25 protein-coding genes are annotated in these 22,662 nt (G+C 67.7%); 11 read left to right on the top strand and 14 right to left on the bottom strand.

All coding sequences use genetic code 11. From position 1 onward, the window contains the following. Positions 1-15: 15 nt before the first annotated feature. From QK291_RS00805 to QK291_RS00775, 7 genes are all read right to left on the bottom strand, one after another. A complete protein-coding gene (locus tag QK291_RS00805; protein WP_282378164.1) occupies positions 16-513 on the bottom strand; it encodes a CoA-binding protein in 498 nt (165 codons plus the stop codon). Then, complete coding sequence (locus QK291_RS00800) at positions 510-1,919, bottom strand: O-acetylhomoserine aminocarboxypropyltransferase/cysteine synthase family protein (protein WP_282378162.1); 1,410 nt, start codon at positions 1,917-1,919, stop codon at positions 510-512. Before QK291_RS00800 ends, QK291_RS00805 begins: the two co-directional genes overlap by 4 nt. Continuing rightward, positions 1,919-3,160 (bottom strand): dimethylsulfone monooxygenase SfnG, encoded by a 1,242-nt coding sequence (sfnG, locus tag QK291_RS00795; protein ID WP_282378160.1) that lies wholly within the window; start codon positions 3,158-3,160, stop codon positions 1,919-1,921. The genes QK291_RS00800 and sfnG overlap by 1 nt, the downstream gene beginning before the upstream one ends. Next, a complete protein-coding gene (gene acs / locus QK291_RS00790) occupies positions 3,157-5,148 on the bottom strand; it encodes an acetate--CoA ligase (RefSeq protein ID WP_282378157.1) in 1,992 nt (663 codons plus the stop codon). The genes sfnG and acs overlap by 4 nt, the downstream gene beginning before the upstream one ends. After that, positions 5,139-5,951, bottom strand: a complete 813-nt coding sequence (locus tag QK291_RS00785; RefSeq protein WP_282378155.1) for an ABC transporter permease — start codon at positions 5,949-5,951, stop codon at positions 5,139-5,141. The genes acs and QK291_RS00785 overlap by 10 nt, the downstream gene beginning before the upstream one ends. Further along, positions 5,951-6,994 carry an aliphatic sulfonate ABC transporter substrate-binding protein gene (locus QK291_RS00780; protein ID WP_282378152.1) on the bottom strand — a complete coding sequence of 348 codons (1,044 nt, stop codon included), beginning with the start codon at positions 6,992-6,994 and terminating at the stop codon, positions 5,951-5,953. Before QK291_RS00780 ends, QK291_RS00785 begins: the two co-directional genes overlap by 1 nt. 138 nt (positions 6,995-7,132) lie before the next feature. Further along, positions 7,133-7,987: an ABC transporter ATP-binding protein gene (locus QK291_RS00775; RefSeq protein WP_282378150.1), complete on the bottom strand. Its 855-nt coding sequence runs from the start codon at positions 7,985-7,987 to the stop codon at positions 7,133-7,135. Between the two features lie 392 nt (positions 7,988-8,379). Between QK291_RS00775 and QK291_RS00770 the strand changes: the two genes are divergently transcribed. From QK291_RS00770 to QK291_RS00735, 8 genes are all read left to right on the top strand, one after another. Further along, positions 8,380-8,805: a CoA-binding protein gene (locus tag QK291_RS00770; RefSeq protein ID WP_282378148.1), complete on the top strand. Its 426-nt coding sequence runs from the start codon at positions 8,380-8,382 to the stop codon at positions 8,803-8,805. 129 nt (positions 8,806-8,934) lie between these two features. Further along, positions 8,935-9,345, top strand: coding sequence for an MmcQ/YjbR family DNA-binding protein (locus QK291_RS00765; RefSeq protein WP_282378145.1), 411 nt, complete (start codon positions 8,935-8,937; stop codon positions 9,343-9,345). Continuing rightward, positions 9,342-9,887, top strand: a complete 546-nt coding sequence (locus QK291_RS00760) for a DUF1990 domain-containing protein (protein ID WP_282378143.1) — start codon at positions 9,342-9,344, stop codon at positions 9,885-9,887. Before QK291_RS00765 ends, QK291_RS00760 begins: the two co-directional genes overlap by 4 nt. 13 nt (positions 9,888-9,900) lie before the next feature. Beyond that, entirely contained in the window at positions 9,901-10,149 is a 249-nt protein-coding gene (locus QK291_RS00755; protein ID WP_282378141.1) for a hypothetical protein, read from the top strand. Next, the gene (locus QK291_RS00750; protein ID WP_282378139.1) at positions 10,143-10,394 is read left to right on the top strand and encodes a hypothetical protein; all 252 of its coding nucleotides are present in this window, start codon (positions 10,143-10,145) and stop codon (positions 10,392-10,394) included. Before QK291_RS00755 ends, QK291_RS00750 begins: the two co-directional genes overlap by 7 nt. A gap of 140 nt (positions 10,395-10,534) precedes the next feature. Next, a complete protein-coding gene (locus QK291_RS00745; RefSeq protein WP_282378137.1) occupies positions 10,535-10,852 on the top strand; it encodes a putative quinol monooxygenase in 318 nt (105 codons plus the stop codon). 79 nt (positions 10,853-10,931) lie between these two features. Further along, positions 10,932-11,225, top strand: coding sequence for a DUF503 domain-containing protein (locus QK291_RS00740; protein ID WP_069950535.1), 294 nt, complete (start codon positions 10,932-10,934; stop codon positions 11,223-11,225). A 391-nt stretch (positions 11,226-11,616) separates the two neighbouring features. Next, positions 11,617-12,231 carry a hypothetical protein gene (locus QK291_RS00735; RefSeq protein ID WP_282378131.1) on the top strand — a complete coding sequence of 205 codons (615 nt, stop codon included), beginning with the start codon at positions 11,617-11,619 and terminating at the stop codon, positions 12,229-12,231. Between the two features lie 93 nt (positions 12,232-12,324). Here the strand turns inward: QK291_RS00735 and purL are convergent, their stop codons facing one another. From purL to purS, 3 genes are read right to left on the bottom strand one after another with little or no spacing between them, the layout of a single operon-like run. Beyond that, on the bottom strand, positions 12,325-14,664 hold the full coding sequence (gene purL, locus QK291_RS00730) for a phosphoribosylformylglycinamidine synthase subunit PurL (RefSeq protein ID WP_282378129.1): 2,340 nt from the start codon (positions 14,662-14,664) through the stop codon (positions 12,325-12,327). Next, positions 14,661-15,413: a phosphoribosylformylglycinamidine synthase subunit PurQ gene (gene purQ, locus QK291_RS00725; RefSeq protein ID WP_282378127.1), complete on the bottom strand. Its 753-nt coding sequence runs from the start codon at positions 15,411-15,413 to the stop codon at positions 14,661-14,663. Before purQ ends, purL begins: the two co-directional genes overlap by 4 nt. A gap of 1 nt (position 15,414) precedes the next feature. Next, a complete protein-coding gene (gene purS / locus QK291_RS00720) occupies positions 15,415-15,666 on the bottom strand; it encodes a phosphoribosylformylglycinamidine synthase subunit PurS (RefSeq protein ID WP_011690410.1) in 252 nt (83 codons plus the stop codon). Positions 15,667-15,951: 285 nt separating this feature from the next. Here purS and QK291_RS00715 point away from each other — a divergent pair, with 285 nt between their 5' ends. Together QK291_RS00715 and QK291_RS00710 are read left to right on the top strand one after the other, a co-directional pair. Beyond that, on the top strand, positions 15,952-16,137 hold the full coding sequence (locus QK291_RS00715) for a hypothetical protein (RefSeq protein WP_282378125.1): 186 nt from the start codon (positions 15,952-15,954) through the stop codon (positions 16,135-16,137). Positions 16,138-16,608: 471 nt separating this feature from the next. Beyond that, complete coding sequence (locus QK291_RS00710; RefSeq protein ID WP_282378123.1) at positions 16,609-19,674, top strand: S8 family serine peptidase; 3,066 nt, start codon at positions 16,609-16,611, stop codon at positions 19,672-19,674. Between the two features lie 122 nt (positions 19,675-19,796). On the opposite strand, the gene QK291_RS00705 is transcribed toward QK291_RS00710, so the two are convergent. Genes QK291_RS00705 through QK291_RS00690 form a run of 4 tightly spaced genes read right to left on the bottom strand, consistent with a single transcriptional unit; the run spans position 19,797 to position 22,163 of the window. After that, positions 19,797-20,159, bottom strand: coding sequence for a serine protease inhibitor (locus QK291_RS00705; RefSeq protein WP_282378121.1), 363 nt, complete (start codon positions 20,157-20,159; stop codon positions 19,797-19,799). Then, complete coding sequence (locus QK291_RS00700) at positions 20,156-21,109, bottom strand: 3-methyladenine DNA glycosylase (protein ID WP_282378908.1); 954 nt, start codon at positions 21,107-21,109, stop codon at positions 20,156-20,158. Before QK291_RS00700 ends, QK291_RS00705 begins: the two co-directional genes overlap by 4 nt. A 1-nt stretch (position 21,110) precedes the next feature. Next, on the bottom strand, positions 21,111-21,662 hold the full coding sequence (locus QK291_RS00695) for an SSI family serine proteinase inhibitor (protein ID WP_282378119.1): 552 nt from the start codon (positions 21,660-21,662) through the stop codon (positions 21,111-21,113). A 27-nt stretch (positions 21,663-21,689) separates the two neighbouring features. Further along, entirely contained in the window at positions 21,690-22,163 is a 474-nt protein-coding gene (locus tag QK291_RS00690) for a MarR family transcriptional regulator (protein ID WP_282378117.1), read from the bottom strand. Between the two features lie 80 nt (positions 22,164-22,243). Here QK291_RS00690 and QK291_RS00685 point away from each other — a divergent pair, with 80 nt between their 5' ends. Continuing rightward, positions 22,244-22,477 carry a hypothetical protein gene (locus QK291_RS00685; RefSeq protein ID WP_282378115.1) on the top strand — a complete coding sequence of 78 codons (234 nt, stop codon included), beginning with the start codon at positions 22,244-22,246 and terminating at the stop codon, positions 22,475-22,477. The last annotated feature ends 185 nt before the right edge of the window (positions 22,478-22,662 follow it).

Genomic DNA, 22,662 nt, shown 5'->3' with positions numbered 1-22,662 from the left:
GACCCGCGGGAGGCGCTAGGCCAGGATCTGCCGCTTGGAGGAAATGACCCCGGTGTCGAAGCCGGCCAGGTGCAGGCCGCCGTGGAACCGGGCATGCTCAATCTTCACGCAGCGGTCCATCACGACGTCGAGCCCGGCGGCTTCCGCTTCCTTCGCGACGTCCTCGTGCCAGGAGCCGAGCTGCAGCCAGAGCGTCCTGGCGCCCGCGGCGATGGCCTCGTCCAGGACGCCCGGCAGGTCATCGTGCTTGCGGAACACGTCCACGATGTCCGGGCTCTCCGGCAGGTCCGCGAGGGAGGCGTACGTCGGCTCGCCCAGGATCTGTTTGACCACCGGGTTCACGAAGTACACCTTGTAGCGCGTGGAGGACTGCAGGTAGGTCGCCACAAAGTAGCTCGCCCGGGACGGCTTGTCCGAGGCGCCCACAATCGCGATCGATTTCGCCTGCCGCAGCAGGTTCAGCCGTTCCGGCGCCGACGGTCCGGCCCAGGTGCGGGTTTCTTCGCTGCTCAAGACAGTGCTCCGATCGTGCAGGTGTCAGCCTCTGATGCGTCCGCGGAAGCGGCGCATCGCGCCGCCGAGGAACGAGGCGGTGTGTCTAAGCCGCGTGCGGACGCGTCCGAGGCTGCCTCGCCGACGGAGGCAACGTCCAGGGCCTGGTCAAGGTCCCAGAGGATGTCCTCGATGTCTTCCAGCCCGATCGAAATCCGGATCAGGTCCTCGGGGATACCGGCGGATTCGAGCTGTTCGGGGCTGAGCTGCTGGTGTGTGGTGGAGCCGGGGTGGATCACCAGGGTCCGTGAGTCGCCGACGTTGGCCAGGTGCGAGGCCAGCTGCAGGGACTCGATGAACTTCTGGCCCGCGGCCCGGCCGCCCTTCACCCCGAAGGAAAACACCGAGCCCGGTCCGAGCGGCAGGTACTTCTTCGCCCGCTCGAAGTGCGGGTGCGAGGGCAGGCCGGAGAAGTTCACGTAGGCCACACGCTCGTCCGCCTCGAGCCATTCCGCGACGGCCTGGGCGTTCTTGAGGTGTTCGTCCAGGCGTTGCGGGAGGGTTTCCACGCCCTGCAGGAGCTGGAACGCGGACATCGGCGACAGTGCGGGTCCGATGTCGCGCAGCTGCTCGCAGCGGAGCTTGGTCAGGAAGCCGTACTCGCCGAAGTTCTCCCACCAGGAGACGTTGCCGTAGGACGCCACCGGTTCGGTCATCGTGGGGAACTTGCCGTTGCCCCAGTTGAAGCGCCCGCTTTCGACAATCACGCCGCCCAGGGTGGTGCCGTGTCCGCCGAGGAACTTGGTGGCCGAGTGGATCACAATGTCGGCCCCGTGTTCGATCGGCCGCACGAGGTAGGGCGTGCTCAGGGTGGCGTCGACGACGAGGGGGATGCCGGCGTCGTGCGCTGCTTTAGCGAGACCCTCCAGGTCCTGGACTTCCGAGGACGGGTTGGCCACCACCTCGACGAAAATCGCCTTGGTATTCTCGCGGACCGCCGCGGCGTAGTCCGCCGGGTCGGTGCCGGGCACGAACGTGGTGTCCACCCCGAAGCGGCGCAGCGTGACGTCCAGCTGGGTGACGGTGCCGCCGTAAAGCTGGGAGGCGGCGACGATGTGGTCGCCGGTCTGGGTGAGCGCAGCGAAGGTGATGAACTCCGCGGCCATGCCCGAGGACGTGGCCACCGCGCCGATGCCGCCCTCCAGGGAGGCAATGCGTTCCTCGAACGCGGCGACCGTGGGGTTGCCGATCCGGGAGTAGATGTTGCCGTATTTCTGCAGCGCGAAGAGGTTGGCGGCGTCCTGGGTGTCCTTGAACACGAAGGAGGTGGTCTGGTAGATCGGCACGGCCCGGGCGCCGTGCTCGGCGTCGGGCGTTCCGCCGGCGTGCAGGGCGCGGGTGCGGAAGCCGAACTTGCGGTCGGCCATTACGCGTTCACCAGCCCGCTGGTTGAGCCGGCGTTGGCCGCCGGGGTGCCGGACAGGTTCAGTTCCGTGCCGTTCTTGCGTGCTAGGTCCGCTTCGAGATCGCGGACGATCGGCAGGATGTCCTGGCCGAAGGCCGCGACCTCCTCCTGGAAGTGCAGGTAGCCGGTGAGGAACAGGTTCACGCCGATCTTCTTGAACTCCACGATCCGCTCGGCGATCTGCTCCGGGGTGCCGATCAGCTGGGTCTTGAAACCGTCGTTGTACTGGACCAGGTCCTCGAAGCTGGAGTCGGCCCACATGCCCTTGCCGTCCTTGGTGGACGCCCCGGCTTCCTGAACCGCGGCACGGAAACCCTCGACGGCGGGCTTGTGCGCCTTCGCGACGATCTCGCGGAGGGTGTCCCGGGCTTCCTTCTCGGAGTCGCGGGCGATCACGAAACCGTTCAGGCCAAACCTAGGTGCGGGGAGTGCGGGGAGGTGGGAGGATAACGCGGCCGGGAGCGCACCCTCGGTCCCGCGGCGGGTCTCGCCGGCCGCGGCGACCACGCCGGCGATGTTCTCCTTGAAGCCTTCGAGGTCCTTGCCGTTGGAGAAGTACCAGTCCGCCACCCGGCCGGCCGTGGCCTGCGCTGCGGTGGAGTTGCCGCCGAAGAAGATCTCCGGGTGCGCACGGCCCGGCACGTCCACCGGGGCCGGCTGGAGGGTGAAGTCGGCGATGTTGTAGTACTTGCCGGACTGGCTGAAGTCCTGCTCGGTCCAGAGCCCGCGGAGGACCTTGATGAACTCCTCGGTGCGGACGTAGCGTTCGTCGTGCTCGAGCCATTCGAGGCCGAAGTTCTCGAACTCCGCCTTGAGCCAGCCGGAGACGATGTTCACGGCGGCGCGGCCGTTGGAGATGTGGTCCGCGGTGATGATGAACTTCGCCAGCACGCCGGGGTGCCACATGCCAGGGTGGACGGCGGAGATCACCTTGAGCCGTTCGGTGGCGGCCAGCAGCGCGAGGCTGAACGAGGTGGCCTCGTGCTGCTTGTCCGCGCCGTAGGAGGCGGCGTAGCGGGTCTGGGTGAGGGCGTATTCGAAGCCGGAGTTCTCCGCGATCCGGGCCAGTTTCTTGTTGTACTCGAAGTCCCAGCCGGTGCGCTGTTCGATGGTGGAGACCACGAGGCCGCCGGAGACATTCGGAACCCAGTAGGCGAACTTGAGCGGATCGGAAAGACGGGCGACGTTGCTGATTTCAGTCATGGATGTTCCTTACTTCTGGGTGTTTCGGGTGTGTCATTGCGTTCACGCAGGACGGTCTGGATGCCGGCGATCGACGGTTCGTTCTGCAGCGAGGTCGTGTCGCCCAGCGTGGTTCCTTCGAACAGCTGGGTCAACAGCCGGCGCATGATCTTGCCGCTGCGGGTCTTCGGGACATCAGCAACGACGACGACGTCGCGCGGCTTAGCGATCGGTCCGATCTCCCTCGCGACGTGCGCCTTCAATGCGGACGCGATGTCCTCGGTGGCCGCCGAACACTTCAGCACCACGAACGCGACGACGGCGTGGCCGGACTTCGGGTCCGCGACCGGGCAGACGCCGGCCTCCACGACGTCCGGGTGCGAGACGAGGGCCGATTCGATCTCGATCGTGGAGAGCAGGTGACCGGAGACGTTCAGGGTGTCGTCCACCCGCCCGAGGATCCAGATGTCGCCGTCGTCGTCGTACTTGGCGCCGTCACCGGCGAGGAACCAGCCCTGCTCGGCGTACTGGCGCCAGTACGAGTCGAAATAGCGTTGCGGGTTGCCCCAGACGGTGCGGGCGATGGCGGGGCCGGGGCCGTCCACCACAATGAAGCCCTGGACGCCCGGCGGGACCGTGTTGCCGGCGGCGTCCACGATCCGGGTACTGACACCGGGCAGCGGGCGGGCAGCGCAGCCGGGCTTGAACTCGGTGTCAGTTGGTGCGGGGGAGAGGATGGTGGCCCCGGTTTCGGATTGCCACCAGGTGTCCACCACCGGAGCCGTGCCGGACCCGACGTTCTTCCGGAACCAGCGCCACGCCTCGGGGTTGACGGCCTCGCCGACCGTGCCGAGCAGGCGGATGGAGGAGAGGTCGTAGCCGGCCGGGACGCCGTCGGGGAACCAGCCCATCAGCGAGCGGATCAGGGTGGGAGCGGTGTAGTACTGCGTGACGCCGTAGCGTTCGATGATTTCGAAGTGCCGGCCCGGGTGCGGGGTGTTGGGCGTGCCCTCAAAGATCACCTGGGTGGCGCCGTTGGAGAGCGGGCCGTACAGCTCGTAGGTGTGGGCCGTGACCCAGGCGAGGTCGGCCGTGCACCAGTGGACATCGCCGTCGCGGAGGGCCGGATCCGGGTTGCTGAAGAGGTGCTCGAAGCTCCAGGACGCCTGGGTGAGGTAGCCGCCGGAAGTGTGGACCAGGCCCTTGGGCTTGCCGGTGGTGCCGGAGGTGTACATGATGAACAGCGGCGTCTCGGCGTCGAACGCTTCCGGCGTGTGGTCCGCGGAGGCCTGCCCGACGGCGTCATGCCACCAGACGTCCCGGCCCGCGGTCATCGGGACGGTGTCCAGGTCCTCCGGTGCGGTGGTGCGGTTGACCACCAGGACATGCTCGATCGCGTTGTCCCCGGCGACGGCAGCGTCCGCGTTGTCCTTGACCGGCACGGGGACGCCGCGGCGGAACTGCCCGTCGGTGGTGACGAGCAGTTTGGCGCCGGTGTCCTCCACCCGGAACCTGAGTGCCTCGGCGGAGAATCCGCCGAAGACGAGCGAGTGGATGGCGCCGATGCGGGCCACGGCCAGGGTGATGATCACGGTTTCCGGGATGACCGGAAGGTAGATGACCACCCGGTCGCCCTTGGTGATGCCGAGCTCCAGCAGGGCGTTGGCGGCCCGGGAGACCTCGCGCTGTAGTCCGGCGTAGGTGATGGTGCGGCGGTCGCCCGGCTCGCCCTCGAAGTGCAGGGCCACTTTGTCCCCGCGTCCCGCCGCGACATGGCGGTCGACGCAGTTGTAGGCGACGTTGAGCCGGCCGCCGTCGAACCAGGTGATGTTCGGGCCGGTGCCGGCGCTGACGTCGGCCGGGACCCGGCGGTGGGTGGTGTGCCAGGCCTTGTCCTGCCCGGGAACGTCCTCCCAGTCGAGCCGGAGGGCCGCTTCCTCCCAGAAGGAGAGGCGCTCGTCCTCCGTGACCGGGTGGCTGGTCGGGTCCGTCTGTGTGGTTAGGCCCATCGTTTGACCGCCCATTTCTCGGCAAGGCCCAGCAGGGCGTCGGTGATTTTTCCGATGACGGCGAGCAACACGATGGCCAGCAGGAGCCGGTCCGTGCGGCCGTTGTTCTGCGAATCCGTGAGCAGGAAGCCGAGCCCCATCGAGGAGGCGATCAGTTCGGCGGCCACGAGGAACAGCCAGGCTTGGGCCAGCGCCAGCCGGAGGCCGGAGAAAACGGCCGGCACCACGGCCGGCAGCTGCACCGTGGTCAGCAGCCTGACGCCCCTGAGACCGAACGCGCGTGCCGCTTCCACCAGGTTCCGGTCCACATGGCGCAGGGCCAGGGAGACGGTGGTGAATACCGGGAAGAACGCGCCGATCAGGATCAGCGTGATCTTGGAGTCCTCGCCGATCCTCATCCACAAAATCAGCAGCGGCACCCACGCCAGCGAGGGGACGGCGCGGAGGGCGCCGATGGTCGGCGCGAGCAGGGCGTCGGCGAACCTGGACAGGCCCACCAGCGCGCCGAACACCAGTCCCAGGGCCGCGCCGGCGGCGAAGCCAATCAGTGCCCGCTGGGTGGAGATCGCGATGTGCTGGCCGAGCTGCCCGCGCTGCAGGAGGTCGGCTGCGGCCTCCAGCACCATGGCCGGCGGGGGGAGCTGGACCACGCTGAAAACCCCGGCAGCGGTGGACAGCTGCCAGGCGGCCAGCACCGCGGCGGGAATGATCAACCCAAGGAGCAGACGCGCCCAGCCGTTGGCTGCAGCGCGCCCGTCTGCAACATTAGTACCGGTGGCGGCGGATGTCCTTAGCTGTGTCATCAGGAAACCTTGATGGCGGATGTGTCCGCCTTCCTCACCAGCGAGTCATCAAGAAGGGAGGCGACGGCGTCGTCGATCTGCTGCTGGCTGGCGACGTCGCCGGTCTCCACGAACGTGGGGCCGATCTTCGCCAGGACCTGCCGCTGGGCCTCGCCCGGTGCCGGATCCACGTCCAGGTTGCTGCGCTCCAGCACCACGGTCTTCGCGACGGCCAGGTCCAGGCCGGCGACGTCGGCGAGGATCCGGGCCGTCTCGTCCGGGTTGGCGGCGGCCCAGGCGCGTGCCTTCTCGTAGGCGTTGACGACGGCCTGCGCCTGCTGCGGCCTGGCCTTCAGGAAGGATTCCGTGGCGTTGAGGAAGCCGTAGGTGTTGAACGAGAGGTTCCGGTAGAAGAGTTTGGCGCCCTTCTGCTCCGCGCCGGCCATGATCGGGTCCAGCCCCGACCAGGCATCCACCGAGCCGTTTTCCAGCGCGGCCCGGCCGTCCGCGTGCTGCAGGTTCTGCACCGTGACGTCCTTGGCGGAGATCCCGGCGTCGGAGAGCGACTGCAGCAGGAAGAAGTACGGGTCGGTGCCCTTCGTCGCGGCCACGGACTTGCCCTTGAGGTCCGCCACGGTGGTGATGCCCGAGGACTCCTTCGCCACCAGGGCGGCCCATTCCGGCTGCGAGTAGATGTCGATGGTCTTGATCGGGGAACCGTTGGCGCGGGCCAGCAGCGCGGCGGACCCGGCGGTGGAACCGATGTCGATCGCGCCGGAGCGCAGCGCCTCGTTGGCCTTGTTGGACCCGGCGGACTGGACCCAGTTGACGGTGCCGCCCTGGTCCTTGAGGGAGGCCTCAAGCCAGCCCTTCTCCTTGATGACCAGGCTCAGCGGGTTGTAGGTGGCGAAATCGATGTTAAGCGTGCCGCTCTCGACGGCGGCGTTCGCGGCGGGGGACCCGCCGGACCCTTCCCCTGGGACGCAACCCGTGAGGACGAGAGCGGCGGAGACGGCGGCGGCACCGAGAACGGATCGGCGGGTGGCTGTGCGGGCGAATGACATGGGGATCCTCTGGGGTATGAAGCGATTGAAGCGATTGAAGCGATTGAAGCGAACGGGAGTGACGGTGGAGCAGGCAGGCGGACGCGGCGGCGGCGTCCGCGGCGGGGCCAACCCGGGGAGACCGGGTCGGCGCGGCGGCTAGTGGCCGTCGACGCCGAGGGTCGCCAGGAGGGAGGCGCGCAGCCGGGCGAGGTCCACGGAACCGCGGTCCCGGGGGCGCTCGCCGGGCACGGCCACGGTGCGGACGATCGTCGCACCGGCCGCGGAGGCTCCTGCGCCGGCGGAAGCGTCCTTGCCCAGGACGATGATGCGGTCGGCAAGCTGGAGGGCCTCGTCGACGTCGTGGGTGACCAGCAGGACCGTGGTGGGCTCGGCCCGGTGGATGTCCAGCAGCAGGTCCTGCATCCTGATCCGGGTGAGCGCGTCGAGCGCGCCGAACGGTTCATCGAGGAGCAGGACGCCGGGGTTGCGGGCGAGGGCCCGGGCCAGCGAGGCGCGCTGGGCCATGCCGCCGGAAATTTCCCGGGGGCGGTGCTTGGCGAAGTCCGTGAGCCCGACGAGGTCGAGCAGCCGGGCCACCTTCGCCTTGCCGTCCCGGGCGCTGATGCCGGTGGGCAGGCCGATCGCGATGTTGGCCTGCAGGGTGTGCCACGGCAGGAGGCGCGGTTCCTGGAAGGCGAAGGCGCACCGGGAGTCAATGCCCTGGACGGGGGTGCCGTCGATATCAACGCTGCCCGCGGTGGGGGAGTCGAGTCCGGCGGCGGCCCGGAGCAGCGTGGACTTGCCGCAGCCGGAGGTGCCGAGGATAGCCAGGACCTCCCCGGCGCGGATCTCGAAGTCAACGTCGCGCAGCACGTTGTGGGCCCCTGCACCGGTGCCGAAGGTCCGGCGCAGGCCACGGAAGGCAACCGGCAGGGCGGGGGTGCGGGTGGCGGATCCGGCGCGGGAGTCCAGGGACGGCTCAGGCGCGGAGGGGGACAGGACAGCAGTCATAGGGATACTCCATCGGTCCTGGCAGTAGCACCCTACGGAATGAGCCTTTGTACCGGGTGGTCAGTCCGGCGGTTCCCTTGGCTCCATACCTTGCTATCGCCGGCATCCAGGGACGGATAACGGCGACCAGGGTTGCTGCGGCTTCATCGATCCAGGTCTCTCGGCCGCTCGGGATGGTCGCTTCCCACTAAAACGGAATCGGCGCTTTTTCCCAAACGGGGCTGGTTGTCCGGCGTAATATTCGGTCTTGCCCAGCCCGCAGGCCATGCGCCGGTCGATTATTCGCACCGGGTACCTCGACCGGTCCGTGGCCGGCGGCGGTCCGGCGGCTGCCCGCCGGGCGTGCGGGGTCCTTGCCGCCCCGGCGGCACGGGGGCGGTTAGGCTGTGCTCATGGCCCAAGTCAACGATCCGGCAGTCCTCGAAAAGCTCATGCGCACCAAGGGGCGGTGGGCCATTGTCGGCCTGTCCACAAACCAGTGGCGTGCCGCCTATGACACGTCCCTGTTCATCCGGGACCGGCTCGGGATGGAAATCATCCCGGTGAATCTGCCGGCCGATCCCGTGCACGGGGAAACCGGCTACGCCGCGCTCGCCGACATCCCCGCCGAGAAGCGGCCGATCGACGTCGTCGACTGCTTTGTGAATTCCCGGAAGGTGGGGGCCGTGGTGGATCAGGCGATCGCCGTCGGCGCGAAGGCTGTCTGGATGCAGCTCGGTGTCATCGACGAAGCGGCCGCGGCCCGGGCGAAGGCCGCCGGGCTCGACGTCATCATGAACGCCTGCCCGGCCCAGGACGCCAGGCGCTTCGGCCTCTGACTGAACTTCCGCTGGGCTGGAGCTGCCGGCGCTGGAGCTGCGGCGGTGGAGAGGCGCCGTGCCGGCGCGGCCGGGGGCCGACGGCAAGGGCGCCTGCACAATGTCCGGCCCGGCCAGTAGGCTCGGAGCATGGATGCAGCTGCACTCCGGGGAATCTGCCTGAGTTTTCCGGGCGCCTTCGAGGACTTCCCGTTCGGGCCGGAGACGTCGGTCTTCAAGGTGCGCGCCGCGGTGGCCGGCGGCGCCCGCCACGACGCCAAGATGTTCGCCCTCTCCGCCCTGGCGGCGGCCGACTTCTCCGTCAGCCTGAAGTGCGAGCCCGCCCTGGCCGAACAGCTGCGCGCGGCGCACCCGGAGATCACCGGCGCGTGGCACATGAACAAGAAGCACTGGAACGGGGTGCGCCTGGACGGGGCCCTGCCCGATGCGATGGTGCGGGACATGGTCGAGGATTCCTACGACCTGGTGGTGGCCTCGCTGAGCCGCCGCCAGCAGGAGCAGCTGGGCTGGGCGCGGCTGGCCGACGGCGGCCGGGCATGACCGCGCGGATCGCCCGGGGCGAACTCAACTATCCCGGCATCGGGTTCACCAGCGAGGGCCGGTCGCCGGAGGGCTTCGCCCGGTCCCGGGCCAGTGCCCATGTGGGCGAGGGCTTCGAAACCTACCGCCGAGTCGCCGACGGGATCCTCAACTGGCAGATCCAGCGCCGGTCCGGGCTGCGGGTCCGGACCGAAACCGAGGCGGTGGAGTCCGGCTCCCGGATTGTCAGCGGATTCGGCATCGGGCCCTTCCGGATCAACGCGCCGTGCGAGGTCGTGTGGGTCCGGCCCCCGGCCCCCGGAACCTCGGCGCAGTCGGCAGGGTTCGGCTACGGCACGCTCCCCGGCCACCCGGAGCGCGGCGAGGAGGCATTTGAGGTCTCCATCGATGCAGCCGGCGCCGTCATCTTCACCATCACCGCCTTCAGCCGGCACTCCAACTGGTTCTACGCCGCCGGCGGGGCAGTGGCCAAGGCCGCCCAAAGACTCGTCACTTCCCGATACATTGACAGTGCACATCAACTGGCTGCAGGTGAGAGCTGATCAGGAGCAGGCAATGCTGAACCAAGCCACCCTTGATGACCTCTGGAATTTTGAGGACCCGCAGGCCTCGGAAGCCCGTTTTCGGGCGGCCGCGGCCGATCCGGCCTACGACGCCGACGAACGCGCCGAGCTGACCACCCAGCTTGGCCGTGCCATCGGCCTGCAGGGCCGGTTCGAGGAAGCGGACGCGCTGCTGGACGCGGGCGACGGCGACGAACCCACCGTGGCCGTCCGGGTGCTGCTGGAACGCGGCCGGTGCTGAACTCCAGCGGGCACGCGGAGACGGCCGTGCCGCTCTTTGAACACGCCGCCGAACTCGCGGACCCCCTGGGCGAGGAATTCCTGGCCGTGGATGCCCTGCACATGCTCGCCATCGCCGATTCGGCCCACGACGCCGGGCGCTGCACCGAGGCGATGGTGGAGTTCCAGCTCGCCGCGCAGTGGGCGGAACGCATCGGCACTCCGCGGCAGCAGGAACTGGCCCGCGAGGCGATCGAGTCCTGCTGACCCCCGTCCCTCCTACTCCAACGCGGGGTCACTGCCGGCCCATCAATGCCCACGCAATGGGCCCGGTGTGACCCCGCGTTGTCCTGTTGCAAGAATGGAACACTGTCCCGCCCGTTCCGCCGCATCGAAAGGCAGTTCCCGTGATCTTCATTGTCGTTAAATTCAAGGTCAAGCCCGACTGGTCTGACCGCTGGCTCGGCCTCGTGCAGGACTTCACCCAGGCGACCCGCCAGGAACCGGGCAACCTGTGGTTTGACTGGTCCCGCAGTGTGGAGGACCCCAACGAATTCGTCCTGGTCGAGGCCTTCAAGGACGATGCCGCCGGGGACCACGTCAACAGCGCACACTTCAAGCAGGCCATGGCGGATATGCCCCAGGCCCTGCGGGAGACGCCCCAAATCATCAGCCGCCAGTTCGACGGCGAGGGCTGGGACCGGATGGGCGAGCTCACCATCTAACCCCCCCCGTCGAGTGCTCCGTAACCGCCCTTTTGGCACCCCAAAACGGCAGTTACGGAGCACTCGCTAGGATAAATGCATGTGGATCGGCTGGATCGAATTCGATGTCCTCCTCGGCGACGTCCACAGCCTGAAGGAGAAGCGCTCCGTGGTGCGCCCGGTGCTCGCCGAGCTCAAGCGCCGCTTCGACGTTTCCGTGACCGAGGCCGGACTGCAGGACCAGTACCGCCGCACCGTGATCGGCGTCGGGCTGGTCGCCGCGGACCGGGCGCACCTCGTCGAGGTGCTGGCCGCCGTCGAACGCTTTGTCGCGGCACGGCCGGAACTGGAACTTCTCAGCGCCCGCCAGCGCGAGCTCCGCAGCGACGACTGAATCCATCGGTTGCTCCGCAGGTGCCCTTTTGAGGCGTCATAACGGCACCTATGGAGCAGCGGATTGGGTGGTGTGGATAACTTCTGCGGGTTTCCCGCGGTTCTGGTCTCATGAAGCCATGAAAACCGCACGCCCGCTGCCGGACGATTTCCGTGGACGCCCCTTCACCGTTGTGGAAGCCGCCGAGGCCGGAGTGTCGCCCAAGCGGCTCCGCCACCGCTCCCTCTCAGCGCTGGGGAGGGGGATTCGTTCCCAGAGCCCGACGCCGGGGATTCCGTTAAGCGTGAGGGTGCGGCCATTCATTGAGGTCAATGAGCGATGCGCCGCGTCGCACCTCACCGCGGCGGAGCTTGGTTCGCTTCCGGCGCGGCGTCAGAAGGAGGGACCGCCGATGTATCACGTGATCAGGCCCGAGGGTGCAGCCCATCTCAACCGTCCGCATGTCATCGTTCACCGGATGAAGCTCTACGACGACGAGATCACGCTCCTGGACGGGATTCCCCTCACCACGCCGGAGCGAACTTGGCTTGATCTCGCCGAAATGCTGACCGTGGACGAACTTGTTGTGGCCGGCGACAGCTGCGTCCGCGTCCCCCGGCTCGAGTTCGAGGGCAGGGACATGCCGTTATGCAGCCTCGCGGACCTACAGCGGATGATCGACCGCCACCGGGGAAAGCGTGGAATCCGCAAGGCGCGGGAGGCCATAAAACTCATACGGGTGGGCTCGGATTCGCCGCAGGAGTCACTGCTGAGACTTGCCATTGTCCGGGGCGGTCTTCCGGAACCGGAACTGAATGTGCCGATCGTCGACGCCGCAGGAACGCGGCACCACGAACCCGACTTGTCGTATCGGAAATACAGGATCGGCATCGAGTACGAGGGCGAGCAACACGGTGAAGAGGGACAGATCGTCAGGGACATCGCCCGATCCGAGCGGTACACGGCTCTCGGCTGGACCGAGGTCCGGTCCGCGCTGGTCCAGGCTGGCTGGCGTCCGGGCCGTTAAGCCACATCGACTGCTCCGAAACCGCCGTTCTGAGGGTTCAAAAGGGCCGTTGCGGAGCAGTCGATGGTGGTGGCAGCGGGTGGGGCGGTGGGGCTAGCCGAAGTACTTCGGCAGGGTGGCCTCGTGGGCCTCGCGGAGGGATTCGAGGTTCATGGTCTCGACGCCGGTGATCTCCAGCGTGCCGCCCTCAGCGTCCACGACGCCGATCCGCAGATGCGGGAAGCCGCGGGCGGTGCACATGTCCGTGAAGCGGATCTCCTCGGAGCGGGGCACAGCCACAATGGCGCGGCCCTGGGTCTCGGAGAACAGTGCCGTGAACAGGTCCACGCCGTCGCGGTCCAGGACATCCTGGAGCGCGACCCGGGCCCCCACCCCGTAGCGCAGCGAGGACTCCACGAGGGCCGCCGCGAGGCCGCCTTCGGAGAGGTCGTGCGCGGAGTCCACCATGCCGTCGCGGGAGGCGTTGATCAGGATCTCGCCCAGGGCCCGCTCGGCGTCGAGGTCAACCTTCGGCGGCAGGCCGCCGAGGTGTCCGCGCATGTTGGACCATTCAGAGCCGTCCAGTTCCGCCTCCGTCGTGCCGAGCAGGTAGATGGCCTGGCCGTCTTCCTTCCAGCCCGACGGCGTGCGGCGGGCGACGTCGTCGAACTTGCCGAGCACGGCGACCACGGGGGAGGGGTGGATGGGGGTACTGCCGGTCTGGTTGTAGAGCGAGACGTTGCCGCCGGTAACCGGGATGCCGAGCACCATGCAGGCGTCCGACAGACCGCGGATGGCTTCAGCCAGCTGCCACATCACATCGGGGTCCTCTGGGGAGCCGAAGTTCAGGCAGTCGCTGACCGCCATCGGCACGGCACCGGAGGTGGCCACGTTGCGGTACGCCTCGGCCAGCGCCAGCTGCGCGCCGTGGTACGGGTCGAGGTAGGTGTAGCGGCCGTTGGCGTCGGTGGCCAGGGCCACGCCCAGACCGGTTTCCTCGTCCACCCGGACCACGCCGGCGTCGTCCGGAAACGCCATGGCGGTGTTGCCGCCGACGTAGCGGTCGTACTGGTTGGTGATCCAGGACTTGTCGCACATGTTTGGTGAGGCGACGAGTTCGGTGATGGCGGCGGCCAGTTCCGCGGGGGCGGACGGGCGGCCGGCATCCTGCACGGACCCGGTGAAGGCATCGGCCTGCACGGCGTCCTGCCATTCGGGGCGCGCGTACGGACGGTCGTAGACCGGACCGTCGTGGGCCACGGTGCGCGGGTCGACGTCGACGATCACGTCGCCTTCCCAGGTGATGATGAGGCGGCCGGTGTCCGTCACCTCGCCGAGCCAGGAGTGCTCCACGGCCCACTTGTGCATGACCGCTTCAAAGGCGGCGACGTTCTCCGGGGTGACGACGGCCATCATGCGTTCCTGCGACTCGGACATCAGGATTTCGCCCGGGGTCAGGGTCGGATCGCGGAGCAGGACGGAGGTCAGCTCCACTTCCATGCCGCCGTCGCCGTTGGAGGCGAGCTCGGACGTGGCGCAGGAGATGCCGGCGGCGCCGAGGTCCTGGATGCCGTCCACCAGGGAGCCCTTGAACAGCTCGAGGCAGCATTCGATCAGGACCTTCTCGGCGAAGGGGTCGCCGACCTGGACGGCGGGGCGCTTGGACGGCTTGGTGTCGTCGAAGGACTCCGAGGCCAGCACGGAGGCGCCGCCGATGCCGTCGCCGCCGGTGCGGGCGCCGAAGAGCACCACCTTATTGCCCTTGCCGGAGGCGTTGGCGAGGCGGATGTCCTCGTGCCGCATGACGCCGACGGCGAGGGCGTTGACCAGCGGGTTGCCCTGGTACACGGAATCGAAAACCATTTCGCCACCGATGTTCGGCAGGCCCAGGGAGTTCCCGTAGCCGCCGATGCCGGCCACGGCGCCGTGCATGACGCGGGCCGTGTCCGGGTGGTCAATGGCACCGAACCGCAGCGGGTCCATAACGGCCACCGGGCGGGCGCCCATCGAGATGATGTCGCGGACAATGCCGCCGATGCCGGTCGCGGCGCCCTGGTACGGCTCCACGAACGACGGCGAGTTGTGGGACTCGATCTTGAACGTCACGGCCCAGCCATCGCCCAGGTTGGTCACACCGGCGTTTTCGCCGATGCCCACCAGCATGTCTTTCTTCATCTCGTCGGTGACCTTTTCGCCGAACTGGCGCAAGTGGTTCTTCGAGGACTTGTAGGAGCAGTGCTCGCTCCACATCACGGAGTACATGGCGAGTTCGGCGCCGGTCGGGCGGCGGCCCAGGACCTTGACGACCTCGTCGAACTCGTTCTGCTTCAGGCCCAGCTCGGCCCAGGGGAGTTCGACGTCCGGGGTCTTGGCCGCGTTCTCGACGGTGTCGATGTTGAACTTCTTGGTCTCGGTGGCGGTGCCGGCCGTCCGGCCAGTCGACGTCTCCGTCATTTGGTGTCTCCCACGATCTTGTTCAGTACAGAGGTGAAGAAGCCCAGGCCCTCGGTGCCGGAGCCGTTTTCGGGTCCAAACCCTGCCTCCACGGCGTGCTCCGGGTGCGGCATGAGGCCCACCACGTTGCCCGTGGCGTTGGAGATGCCGGCGATGTCGCGGCGGGAGCCGTTCGGGTTGAAGCCGACGTAGCGGAACACCACGCGCCCCTCCGCCTCCAGGGCATCGAGGGTCTTTTCGTCCGCGATGTACTGGCCGTCCTGGTTCTTCAGCGGCACGGTGATTTCCTGGCCGACGGCGTAGTCCCGGGTCCAGTCGGTGGTGTTGTTCTCCACGCGCAGGACCTGGTCGCGGCACATGAATTTCAGGTGATCGTTCTTGATCATCGAGCCGGGCAGCAGGTGCGATTCGGTGAGGATCTGGAAGCCGTTGCAGATGCCCAGGACTGGCAGCCTGGCGTCCGAGTGGGCGGCGTCGATGATCCTGGCCATGAGGGGCGCGAACCGGGAGATGGCGCCCGCGCGCAGGTAATCGCCGTAGGAGAATCCGCCGGGAATCACGACGGCGTCGACGTCGCCGAGGGTGGTGTCGGCGTGCCAGAGGGGCACCGCGGTGGCGCCGGCCAGGCGGATCGCACGGACGGCGTCGCGGTCGTCCAGGGTGCCGGGGAAGGTGACGACGCCGATCTTCGCACCTATGAGCTGGGCGGGCGCGGCGACGGCCTCGCCGATTAGGGGGAGTTCAGTCATCTCAGGCCTCGACGACCTCGACGTTGACGACGTCCTCGATGACCGGGTTGGACAGCAGGGTCTCGGCGGCGTTCCGGGCCTGGGCCAGGATCTCCTCCGTCACCTCGCCATCGACCGTGAGTTCAAAGCGCTTTCCCTGGCGGACAGAGCTAAACGCGGTGAAGCCCAGGCGGGGCAGTGCACCCACGATGGCCTTCCCCTGCGGGTCGAGAATCTCGGGCTTGGGCATGACGTCGACAACGATCCGGGGCATCCGGCAACTCCTGTGCGTGAGCATTGGGTAAGGGCGCAGCGGAGTGATGCCGTCTCACGCCAATCCGCTGTGTGGTGAGGACAACGTGACAGAGCGCTCCGCGAGCTTGCATGCCCATTCTACCGGCCGCGGCGCGTCCGGCCGCATTCGGGCGGGGAGTGTGAACGCTGCCCGCCCGGACGCCGGGACGGTGGGCGGCGGACACGTCCGGCGAGGGGCGCTGTGGCCCGGCGCGGTCTGCGCCGATCTCTGGTCACCACGGTGCGCGGTCAGTAGGATGTGCGCATGTCCGAGAAATCGAAATCCATGGTCCTGCCCGTCGTCGCTGCCGCCGTTTTCGCCGGCCTGGGCCGGATGGTGCTGCAGAAGATCAAGGCGGACCGCAAAGCCCGGGACAGCAATGTCGCCGGGCCGCTGGATGACAAGACGCGCGCGTGGATCAGCGAAGTGGTCAGAACCCCCCGCCAGTAGCGGGCGCCGGAGTTCGGCGATTCCCGCGGCCGGCCCGGCAGGGCCGTCCGCGCCCCACCCGCGCCCCACCGCGCCCTCCGGCGACTCTTCGGCGCCCCTCCCGCGCACCTGGACACGGCCGATCCGCCGGGTCTTGTCGAATTGATTGACAAATTTGGATTTGCCCTTTGTGGGCTATGTCATATCTGGCTCTCAGTCTGTACTGTATGAATCGGCTGGTATCCGTCGGGCCGTGAGAGTCTCAGCTCTTTCTGTCCGGCCAGTCCGTTGACCCGGCACCACCGTCGGGACCGTTCCTTATGAAAGGTTCAACCACACGTGAAATCACCAGGAAAGAGCTTCCTTCGAAGCGGGGGACTCCGGAGGGCCGTGGCACTGACCCTGGGCTTGCCGGTTCTCTTGTCAACAGTCGCGATCGCGCCCGCCACCGCGGTACCGGGATCCACCGTTGCGGGAGTCGCACAAAAGAAGATGGATCCGAGCAGCTTCAAGGACGGCCGCTACATCGTTGTCCTGGCCGAGAAGCCGGCGGCGACCTACGACGGCGGGACGCCCGGACTCGCTTCAACCAAGCCGGAATCGGGCAAGAAGCTCGATACCAAGCGTGCCGAAGTCCAGAAATACGAGGCACACCTAGAGCAGAAGCAGGCAGCGGTTGCAGGGCAGCAAAACGTCCAGATGAAGCGGCAGTTCACGGCGGCTGTCAACGGCTTCAGCGCTAACCTGACAGCGGATCAGGCCATCAAGCTGGCCAAGGACCCCGGCGTGCTGGTTGTCGCGCCGGACACGGAAAACGCTCCCGACTACTCCAGCACCGATTTCCTGAAACTCAGCGGCCCCAACGGCACCTGGAACACAAAGTTCGGTGGCCAGGACGCGGCGGGCAAGGGCGTCGTCGTCGGCGTCATTGACACCGGGTACACGCCCTCCAGCCCCTTCTTCGCCGGCGAACAGGTCAAGCCGCTCGTTGGCAATCCCGTCGTCGGAGTCCCTTACCGCACGGACGACGGCAAGATTGCGATGCTCAAGTCCGACGGCGACACCTTCGTCGGCGAGTGCCAGACGGGCCAGGACTTCGACGGCTCCGCCTGCAACTCCAAGGTCCTCGCCGCGCACTACTTTGCCGACGATTTCCTCACGTATGTTCCGGCGGGCAACCGATCCCCGATCGAGAAGATCTCCCCGGTCGACGTCGACAGCCACGGCACCCACACCGGCAGCACTGCCGTGGGCAACGCCAACGTCGAGACCTTCGTCGACGGACGCAGTTTCGGACTGACGAGCGGCATCGCCCCCGCGGCGAAGCTCTCCGTCTACAAGGTCTGCTGGGAGGACACCGACCCCAACACCGGCGGCTGCTACAGCTCCTCCTCGGTTGCCGCAATCGACCAGGCCATCTACGACGGCGTCGACGTCCTGAACTACTCGATCTCCGGCTCAACGACCACCACCACCGATCCGGTCTCCATGGCGTTCCTTTCCGCAGCCTCCGCTGGCATCTTCGTCGCGGCCTCGGCAGGAAACTCCGGCCCGACCGCAAGCACCGTCAACCACGGCGCACCGTGGGTCACCACGGTTGCCGCCAGCAGCTTCTCCCAGGAGCTCCAGGGCACCGTTGAGTTCTCTGACGGCAGCAAGTTCCGCGGCGCCAGCATCATGAACCGCGAGGTCACGGGCGCCGGCGTCGTACTGGCCGCCAAGGCGGCCATCACGGCCGGAAACGCCAACGCTGCACGGTGCGGTCCGGGCACACTGGACCGCGCCAAGGTTGCGGGCAAGGTCGTGGTGTGCGACCGCGGCGTCTTTGACCGCGTCGCCAAGAGCGCCGAAGTCAAGAATGCCGGCGGCGTCGGCATGATCCTGGTGAACCTCAGCAATTCCTCCCTGGACACCGACAAGCACTCCGTTCCTACCGTCCACGTGAACCCTCCGGCCACCGAAACCATCAAGGCCAAGGTCACCGCCACCCCGGCCATCACCGTGTCCCTGGTCAACAAGGACACCACCGGCCTGCCGCTTGAGGCCCAGCCGCAGATCGCAGGATTCTCTTCCCGCGGCCCGCTGCTGGCCACCGAATCCGACCTGCTGAAGCCCGACGTTGCCGCCCCCGGCGTCGCAGTTCTGGCCGGCGTATCGCCGATCGGCACGGGCGGGGACAACTTTGGCTTTTTGTCCGGTACCTCCATGGCCGCTCCGCACGTGGCGGGCTTCGGCGCCCTGATCCTGGGCAAGAGCCCTAAATGGTCTCCGGCGACTGTCAAGTCCGCGATGATGACCACCGCCGGCGATGTCAAGAACGCGGACGGCAGCAAGAACACCGACGTCCTCGCCACCGGCGCAGGCCAGGTCGACCCGGCCCGCGTGCTGGATCCGGGCCTGGTCTACGACGCCAGCGAAGAGGACTACCTGAAGTTCATCCAGGGCACCGGGGTCAACCTCGGGATGCCGGGTCTGGGCACCACCAAGGCCCGCGACATGAACGTCCCGTCCTTCTCGCTGGGTAACCTGACCGGCAAGATCGAGGTAACCCGCACACTGACGGCACTGACCCCTGGCACCTACCGGGTCAAGGCCGACGTTCCGGGCGTCAAGGTCACCGTGACTCCGTCCATCCTGACGTTCGGCACGGCCGGTGAGAAGAAGACCTTCAAGGTGTCCTTCGAAAACCGGAGCGCGGCCCTCGGCAAGTTCGCCATGGGCTCGCTGACCTGGCAGGGTGCCAACAAGAGCGTCGCGTCACCGATCGCGGTCCGCCCGCAGTCGGTGGTCGCGTCCAAGGACGTTGCCTTCACGTCGGAGGGCGGCACCGGTTCCGGTGACATCAAGGTGGTTTCCGGCACCAATGCCCCGATCAAGATGACCCTTGATGGTCTTTCCAAAGCGGACACCTCCGCCGTGGAGCTCGTTCCGGGTCCGTTTACGGGCGAGTCGGATGCCTCGAACTTCGTCAAGACCGTTGAGGTACCGGCCGGCAGCCCGCTGGCCAAGTTCTCGGTCCTTTCCTCGGACGAAAACGCTGATTTCGACATGTTCGTCATGACGCCCAGTGGCCCGCTCACGGTGGCGACCTCCTCGGCGAGTGAGTCAGTATCCCTGCCCAACCCGGAAGCCGGGACGTATACGATTTACGCGAACCTCTACGCCAGCCCCAACGGGCGGCTGACCAAGGGCAGTGTGGACGCATCGGTCCTCGTTCCGAATGTGGGAAACGCGAGCCTGACGCCTAACCCGCTGCGGCTCGCCAACGGCCAGTCCGGCGTGGTCACGTTGAACTGGACGGCTCTGGCTGTTGGCTCGTACATCGGACGCGTGACCTTCGCCGGGGCCAGTGATCCGACGTTCGTCAGCGTGCTGGTGACGCCGGCCGGCGCCGTCGTGGTTCCACCGACGTCCGAGGACCAGGGCAGCAATGTCGGTCCCGGTGCCAGCGGCGACGACGGCACGAAGAAGGAAAAGAAGGATAAGGGCAAGAAGGTGAAGCAGGAGCAGTCCAAGTTCCTGAACCCGGAGCTGGACCGCCCGAACAACGCCATCTAGTAGGCGGAGTCCAACCCTGACAGCAATGACCAGGGGCCGGCGGTTCCCACCGCCGGCCCCTGGCCGTTAACCTGCCATTCAGACTTCCGGCGAGGCCAGCACTAACGTTCCGCGGCGGCGGTTCAGATGGCGCCGGTCGAACCCGCAACCCCACCCAGCAGCGGCGCCATGGCGCGCCAGCGGGCGATCTCGCAGCCGTCGGTGCGGCTGAACCGGCTGCTGACTTCCCGGCCCAGGAACCAGCCCGTCACCACGGCGACCTGCGGGCCGCCGTACTGCTGGGTGCACAGCTTCGGCGGGCCCGGCTTGGGGAAGAATATGTCCTCCCCGTGCTCCGTGACAGCCGCGAGGGCGGCGGCGGAATCCGGCAGGGTGCACCCCTCGGCGAGGACGCCGCGGCTGGTCTCCAGCCGGAAGACGTGTTCCGGGGCGCCGGGGGCCTCGGTCAGGTGGATGGTGAGTTCAATTTCGTGGGTGGCGGTCATTGCCGTCCTTTCGTGGTTTCGGGGGCAGGGCCGGGGCCGGAACCCACGGACTGAAGCAGGGGCGTGAGCTCCCGCAGCAGCCGGTGCCGCAGCTCCTGCGATTCGTCGGAAAAGGCCCGCTGCTGTTCAACGTACTCGGCCTTTCCTTCGGCCGTTTCGATCAGGATGGCGGGATAGCCCCATTCCTTCAAGTCGTAGGGTGACGCCTGCATGTCCATTGCCCTGATCCGCCAGGAAAGTTCGAAGCAGTCCATCACCAGCTCGCTGGGCAGCAGCGGAGCGAGTTTGTAGGCCCACTTGTACAGGTCCATGTTGGCGTGCAGGCACCCCGGCTGCTCCATGCTGCGCTGGTTCTCCCGGCTCGGCGTCAGGCTGTTCAGCGGCACGGCGTCGGGCGTGTAGAAGCGGAAGGCATCGAAGTGCGAGCAGCGGATCCGGTTCTCCTCCACCACCTCGTCGGTCCGACCGGAACCAAGGCGGAGCTGGAGGTACTCGTGCCGGAGCCGGAATTTGTCCTGCCGGTAGACCATCGCCCACTCGTGCAGCCCGAAGCAGCCGAACTGCGCCGGCCGCGCCGCCGTCCCGGCCAGGATGGTCCCGGCGAACTGCAGCGCCTCACGCCGGTCCCGGACAAACGTCTCGACGTCGACCGTGACGGCCGCGCTGCCCGGGGGCAGGCCGGTGGCGGCGAGTTCGCCGTCGTCGGGCGTGCGGTAGTACTTCCAGCCGGTGCGCTCTGCCGCCGCGGGGCCGGAAAGGACGACGCCGGCACCCGGGTGCCAGCGCAGCAGCTGGCCCGGCTTCTGGGTGTAGTAGGTGAAGAGGAAGTCCTCGACCGGGTGCTTCCGGCCGGCGGACCGACGGGCGAGATAGGGATCGGCATAGCGGCGGACTCGCGCCTGATAAGCGGCCTGGCGCTCCAGCCAGGCTCCCTGCGGGAGGCAGTGCAGCTTAGACAGCCCCTCCGGTGGAGCCAAGGACGTCCTTGGCGGCATTCCAGGCCGCGATCTCGCAGCCGTCGCGCAGCGTGAAGGTCGTTTCGACCGGCCGGCCGTCCACCACGCCCGTGACCGTGGCCTCCTGCGGGCCGCCGTACTGCATGGTGCAGGCCTGGTCCGTTGGCCGGGGCGCGGGACTGAGCAGCGCCGCGTTGTTCTTTACGGCCAGGCAGGCCGCGGCAGCGTCGGGATGCTGGCTCTCGGCGGCCGGGACCCCGTCCACGCAGACGAGGGTGAAGTTCGCGGGTGTACCTGTCGCGGACGGCTTGACCATGATCGCGAGTTCGGCGTTGCCTTGCCCTGGGCCGGAGGTGGCGGGGGCGGCAGACGGCGAGGGGGCAGGGGTCTTCGTTTCGGTGTCCGGCGAGGGGGTGGCCGTCGCGCTTGCCCCCGTCGAACCGGGGGACGTGGCCGACGGCGACGGTGTTCCGCCGCCCGGCGAGCAGGCAGCCAGTCCGGCAACCGCCATCAGAACGAGCGCCGCGTGGCTCAGTTGCTTGCGCATCAGCAGTCCTCCTGTGTTTTGCACAGTCTACCGCCGGGGCGGGCCGTTGGGACCAGACCTCGTGGCCGCAATCAGGTCCATCATGGCGGCGTGCAGTTGGCTGACCTGTTCGCGGGTCAGGCCCAGCCGGTCCATCATGGTGCCGGGCACTGCGGTGGCCTGCTGCCGCAGCGCGGCTCCTTGCGGGGTCAGTCCCACGGCAAGGGTCCTTTCGTCGCCCGGAACCCGCTGGCGCGTGATGAAACCGGCCGCTTCCAGGCGGCGCAGCAGGGGCGAAATCGTTGCCGGTTCCTGCGCGAGGGCCTCACTGATGTCCCGCAGGGAGCGTGGGCTGGATTCCCAGAGGCACAGCATCACCAGGTACTGGGGGTGGGTCAGCCCCAGCCTGTCCAGCACGGGCTTGTACGCGCCGACGACGCTGCGGGAGGCCACCGTGAGGGCGAAGCAGAGCTGGTGCTCCAGCAGAAGGTCGTCCTGGGTTCCGTCGGTCACATCCGCCACGTGGGCCCTCCCGAAATAGTTAGTGCACTAATCATCAGCGTACACTGGTGGGAACGTCTCGTTCTTAGGAGTGGATAGTGATGGCCAAGGAAAAAGCCGAAAACGCCTCGCAGAGGTTCATGCGCGCCACGGGCAAACTCCGGATGATTTTCGGACCTGCCAACCGCAGCGCCCTGGGACACGAGATGACAGAGCAGAACCGTGAGCTGCTGGCCCGGCGCGAAGCCGAAACCCAGCAGTGGGAGACCCTTCACCGCCCCGACGGCAGCAGCTACGTCGTGCCGCGCAACCCCGGGGACAAGTCCCTGCGGTAAGCCAAGGCCGCCGCCGGGGGTGCGCCCCCGGCCGTGCGTTCCGGGCGTTTCCCGGCGAAGTTGCCGGGCCGGCCACACGCCTTTTCCGGACGTCGGCACCCATGCCTTTCACCGGCGTCGGGCGTAAAATGAGGTCACTGGCACCAGCACTGGCCGCGGCCGTTCCCCGTGGCCCGGACGCGGGA

The organism is Arthrobacter sp. AL12, assembly GCF_029960645.1.
Taxonomy (GTDB): domain Bacteria; phylum Actinomycetota; class Actinomycetes; order Actinomycetales; family Micrococcaceae; genus Arthrobacter.
The sequence above is the reverse complement of the archived record's forward strand: the minus strand, read 5'-3'. Positions and strand labels throughout refer to the sequence as shown.

What these genes read in the sequence shown, in the direction of transcription:
- QK291_RS00705 (WP_282378121.1), bottom strand. Translation starts at nt 20,159, where the DNA reads ATGACCGCCACCCACGAAATTGAACTCACCATCCACCTGACCGAGGCC.
- QK291_RS00715 (WP_282378125.1), top strand. Translation starts at nt 15,952, where the DNA reads ATGTCCGAGAAATCGAAATCCATGGTCCTGCCCGTCGTCGCTGCCGCC.
- QK291_RS00695 (WP_282378119.1), bottom strand. Translation starts at nt 21,662, where the DNA reads ATGCGCAAGCAACTGAGCCACGCGGCGCTCGTTCTGATGGCGGTTGCC.
- QK291_RS00710 (WP_282378123.1), top strand. Translation starts at nt 16,609, where the DNA reads ATGGATCCGAGCAGCTTCAAGGACGGCCGCTACATCGTTGTCCTGGCC.
- QK291_RS00685 (WP_282378115.1), top strand. Translation starts at nt 22,244, where the DNA reads ATGGCCAAGGAAAAAGCCGAAAACGCCTCGCAGAGGTTCATGCGCGCC.
- QK291_RS00770 (WP_282378148.1), top strand. Translation starts at nt 8,380, where the DNA reads ATGGCCCAAGTCAACGATCCGGCAGTCCTCGAAAAGCTCATGCGCACC.
- QK291_RS00765 (WP_282378145.1), top strand. Translation starts at nt 8,935, where the DNA reads ATGGATGCAGCTGCACTCCGGGGAATCTGCCTGAGTTTTCCGGGCGCC.
- QK291_RS00800 (WP_282378162.1), bottom strand. Translation starts at nt 1,919, where the DNA reads ATGGCCGACCGCAAGTTCGGCTTCCGCACCCGCGCCCTGCACGCCGGC.
- sfnG (WP_282378160.1), bottom strand. Translation starts at nt 3,160, where the DNA reads ATGACTGAAATCAGCAACGTCGCCCGTCTTTCCGATCCGCTCAAGTTC.
- QK291_RS00780 (WP_282378152.1), bottom strand. Translation starts at nt 6,994, where the DNA reads ATGTCATTCGCCCGCACAGCCACCCGCCGATCCGTTCTCGGTGCCGCC.
- QK291_RS00775 (WP_282378150.1), bottom strand. Translation starts at nt 7,987, where the DNA reads ATGACTGCTGTCCTGTCCCCCTCCGCGCCTGAGCCGTCCCTGGACTCC.
- QK291_RS00785 (WP_282378155.1), bottom strand. Translation starts at nt 5,951, where the DNA reads ATGACACAGCTAAGGACATCCGCCGCCACCGGTACTAATGTTGCAGAC.
- purS (WP_011690410.1), bottom strand. Translation starts at nt 15,666, where the DNA reads ATGCCCCGGATCGTTGTCGACGTCATGCCCAAGCCCGAGATTCTCGAC.
- QK291_RS00735 (WP_282378131.1), top strand. Translation starts at nt 11,617, where the DNA reads ATGTATCACGTGATCAGGCCCGAGGGTGCAGCCCATCTCAACCGTCCG.
- QK291_RS00760 (WP_282378143.1), top strand. Translation starts at nt 9,342, where the DNA reads ATGACCGCGCGGATCGCCCGGGGCGAACTCAACTATCCCGGCATCGGG.
- QK291_RS00740 (WP_069950535.1), top strand. Translation starts at nt 10,932, where the DNA reads ATGTGGATCGGCTGGATCGAATTCGATGTCCTCCTCGGCGACGTCCAC.
- purL (WP_282378129.1), bottom strand. Translation starts at nt 14,664, where the DNA reads ATGACGGAGACGTCGACTGGCCGGACGGCCGGCACCGCCACCGAGACC.
- acs (WP_282378157.1), bottom strand. Translation starts at nt 5,148, where the DNA reads ATGGGCCTAACCACACAGACGGACCCGACCAGCCACCCGGTCACGGAG.
- purQ (WP_282378127.1), bottom strand. Translation starts at nt 15,413, where the DNA reads ATGACTGAACTCCCCCTAATCGGCGAGGCCGTCGCCGCGCCCGCCCAG.
- QK291_RS00755 (WP_282378141.1), top strand. Translation starts at nt 9,901, where the DNA reads ATGCTGAACCAAGCCACCCTTGATGACCTCTGGAATTTTGAGGACCCG.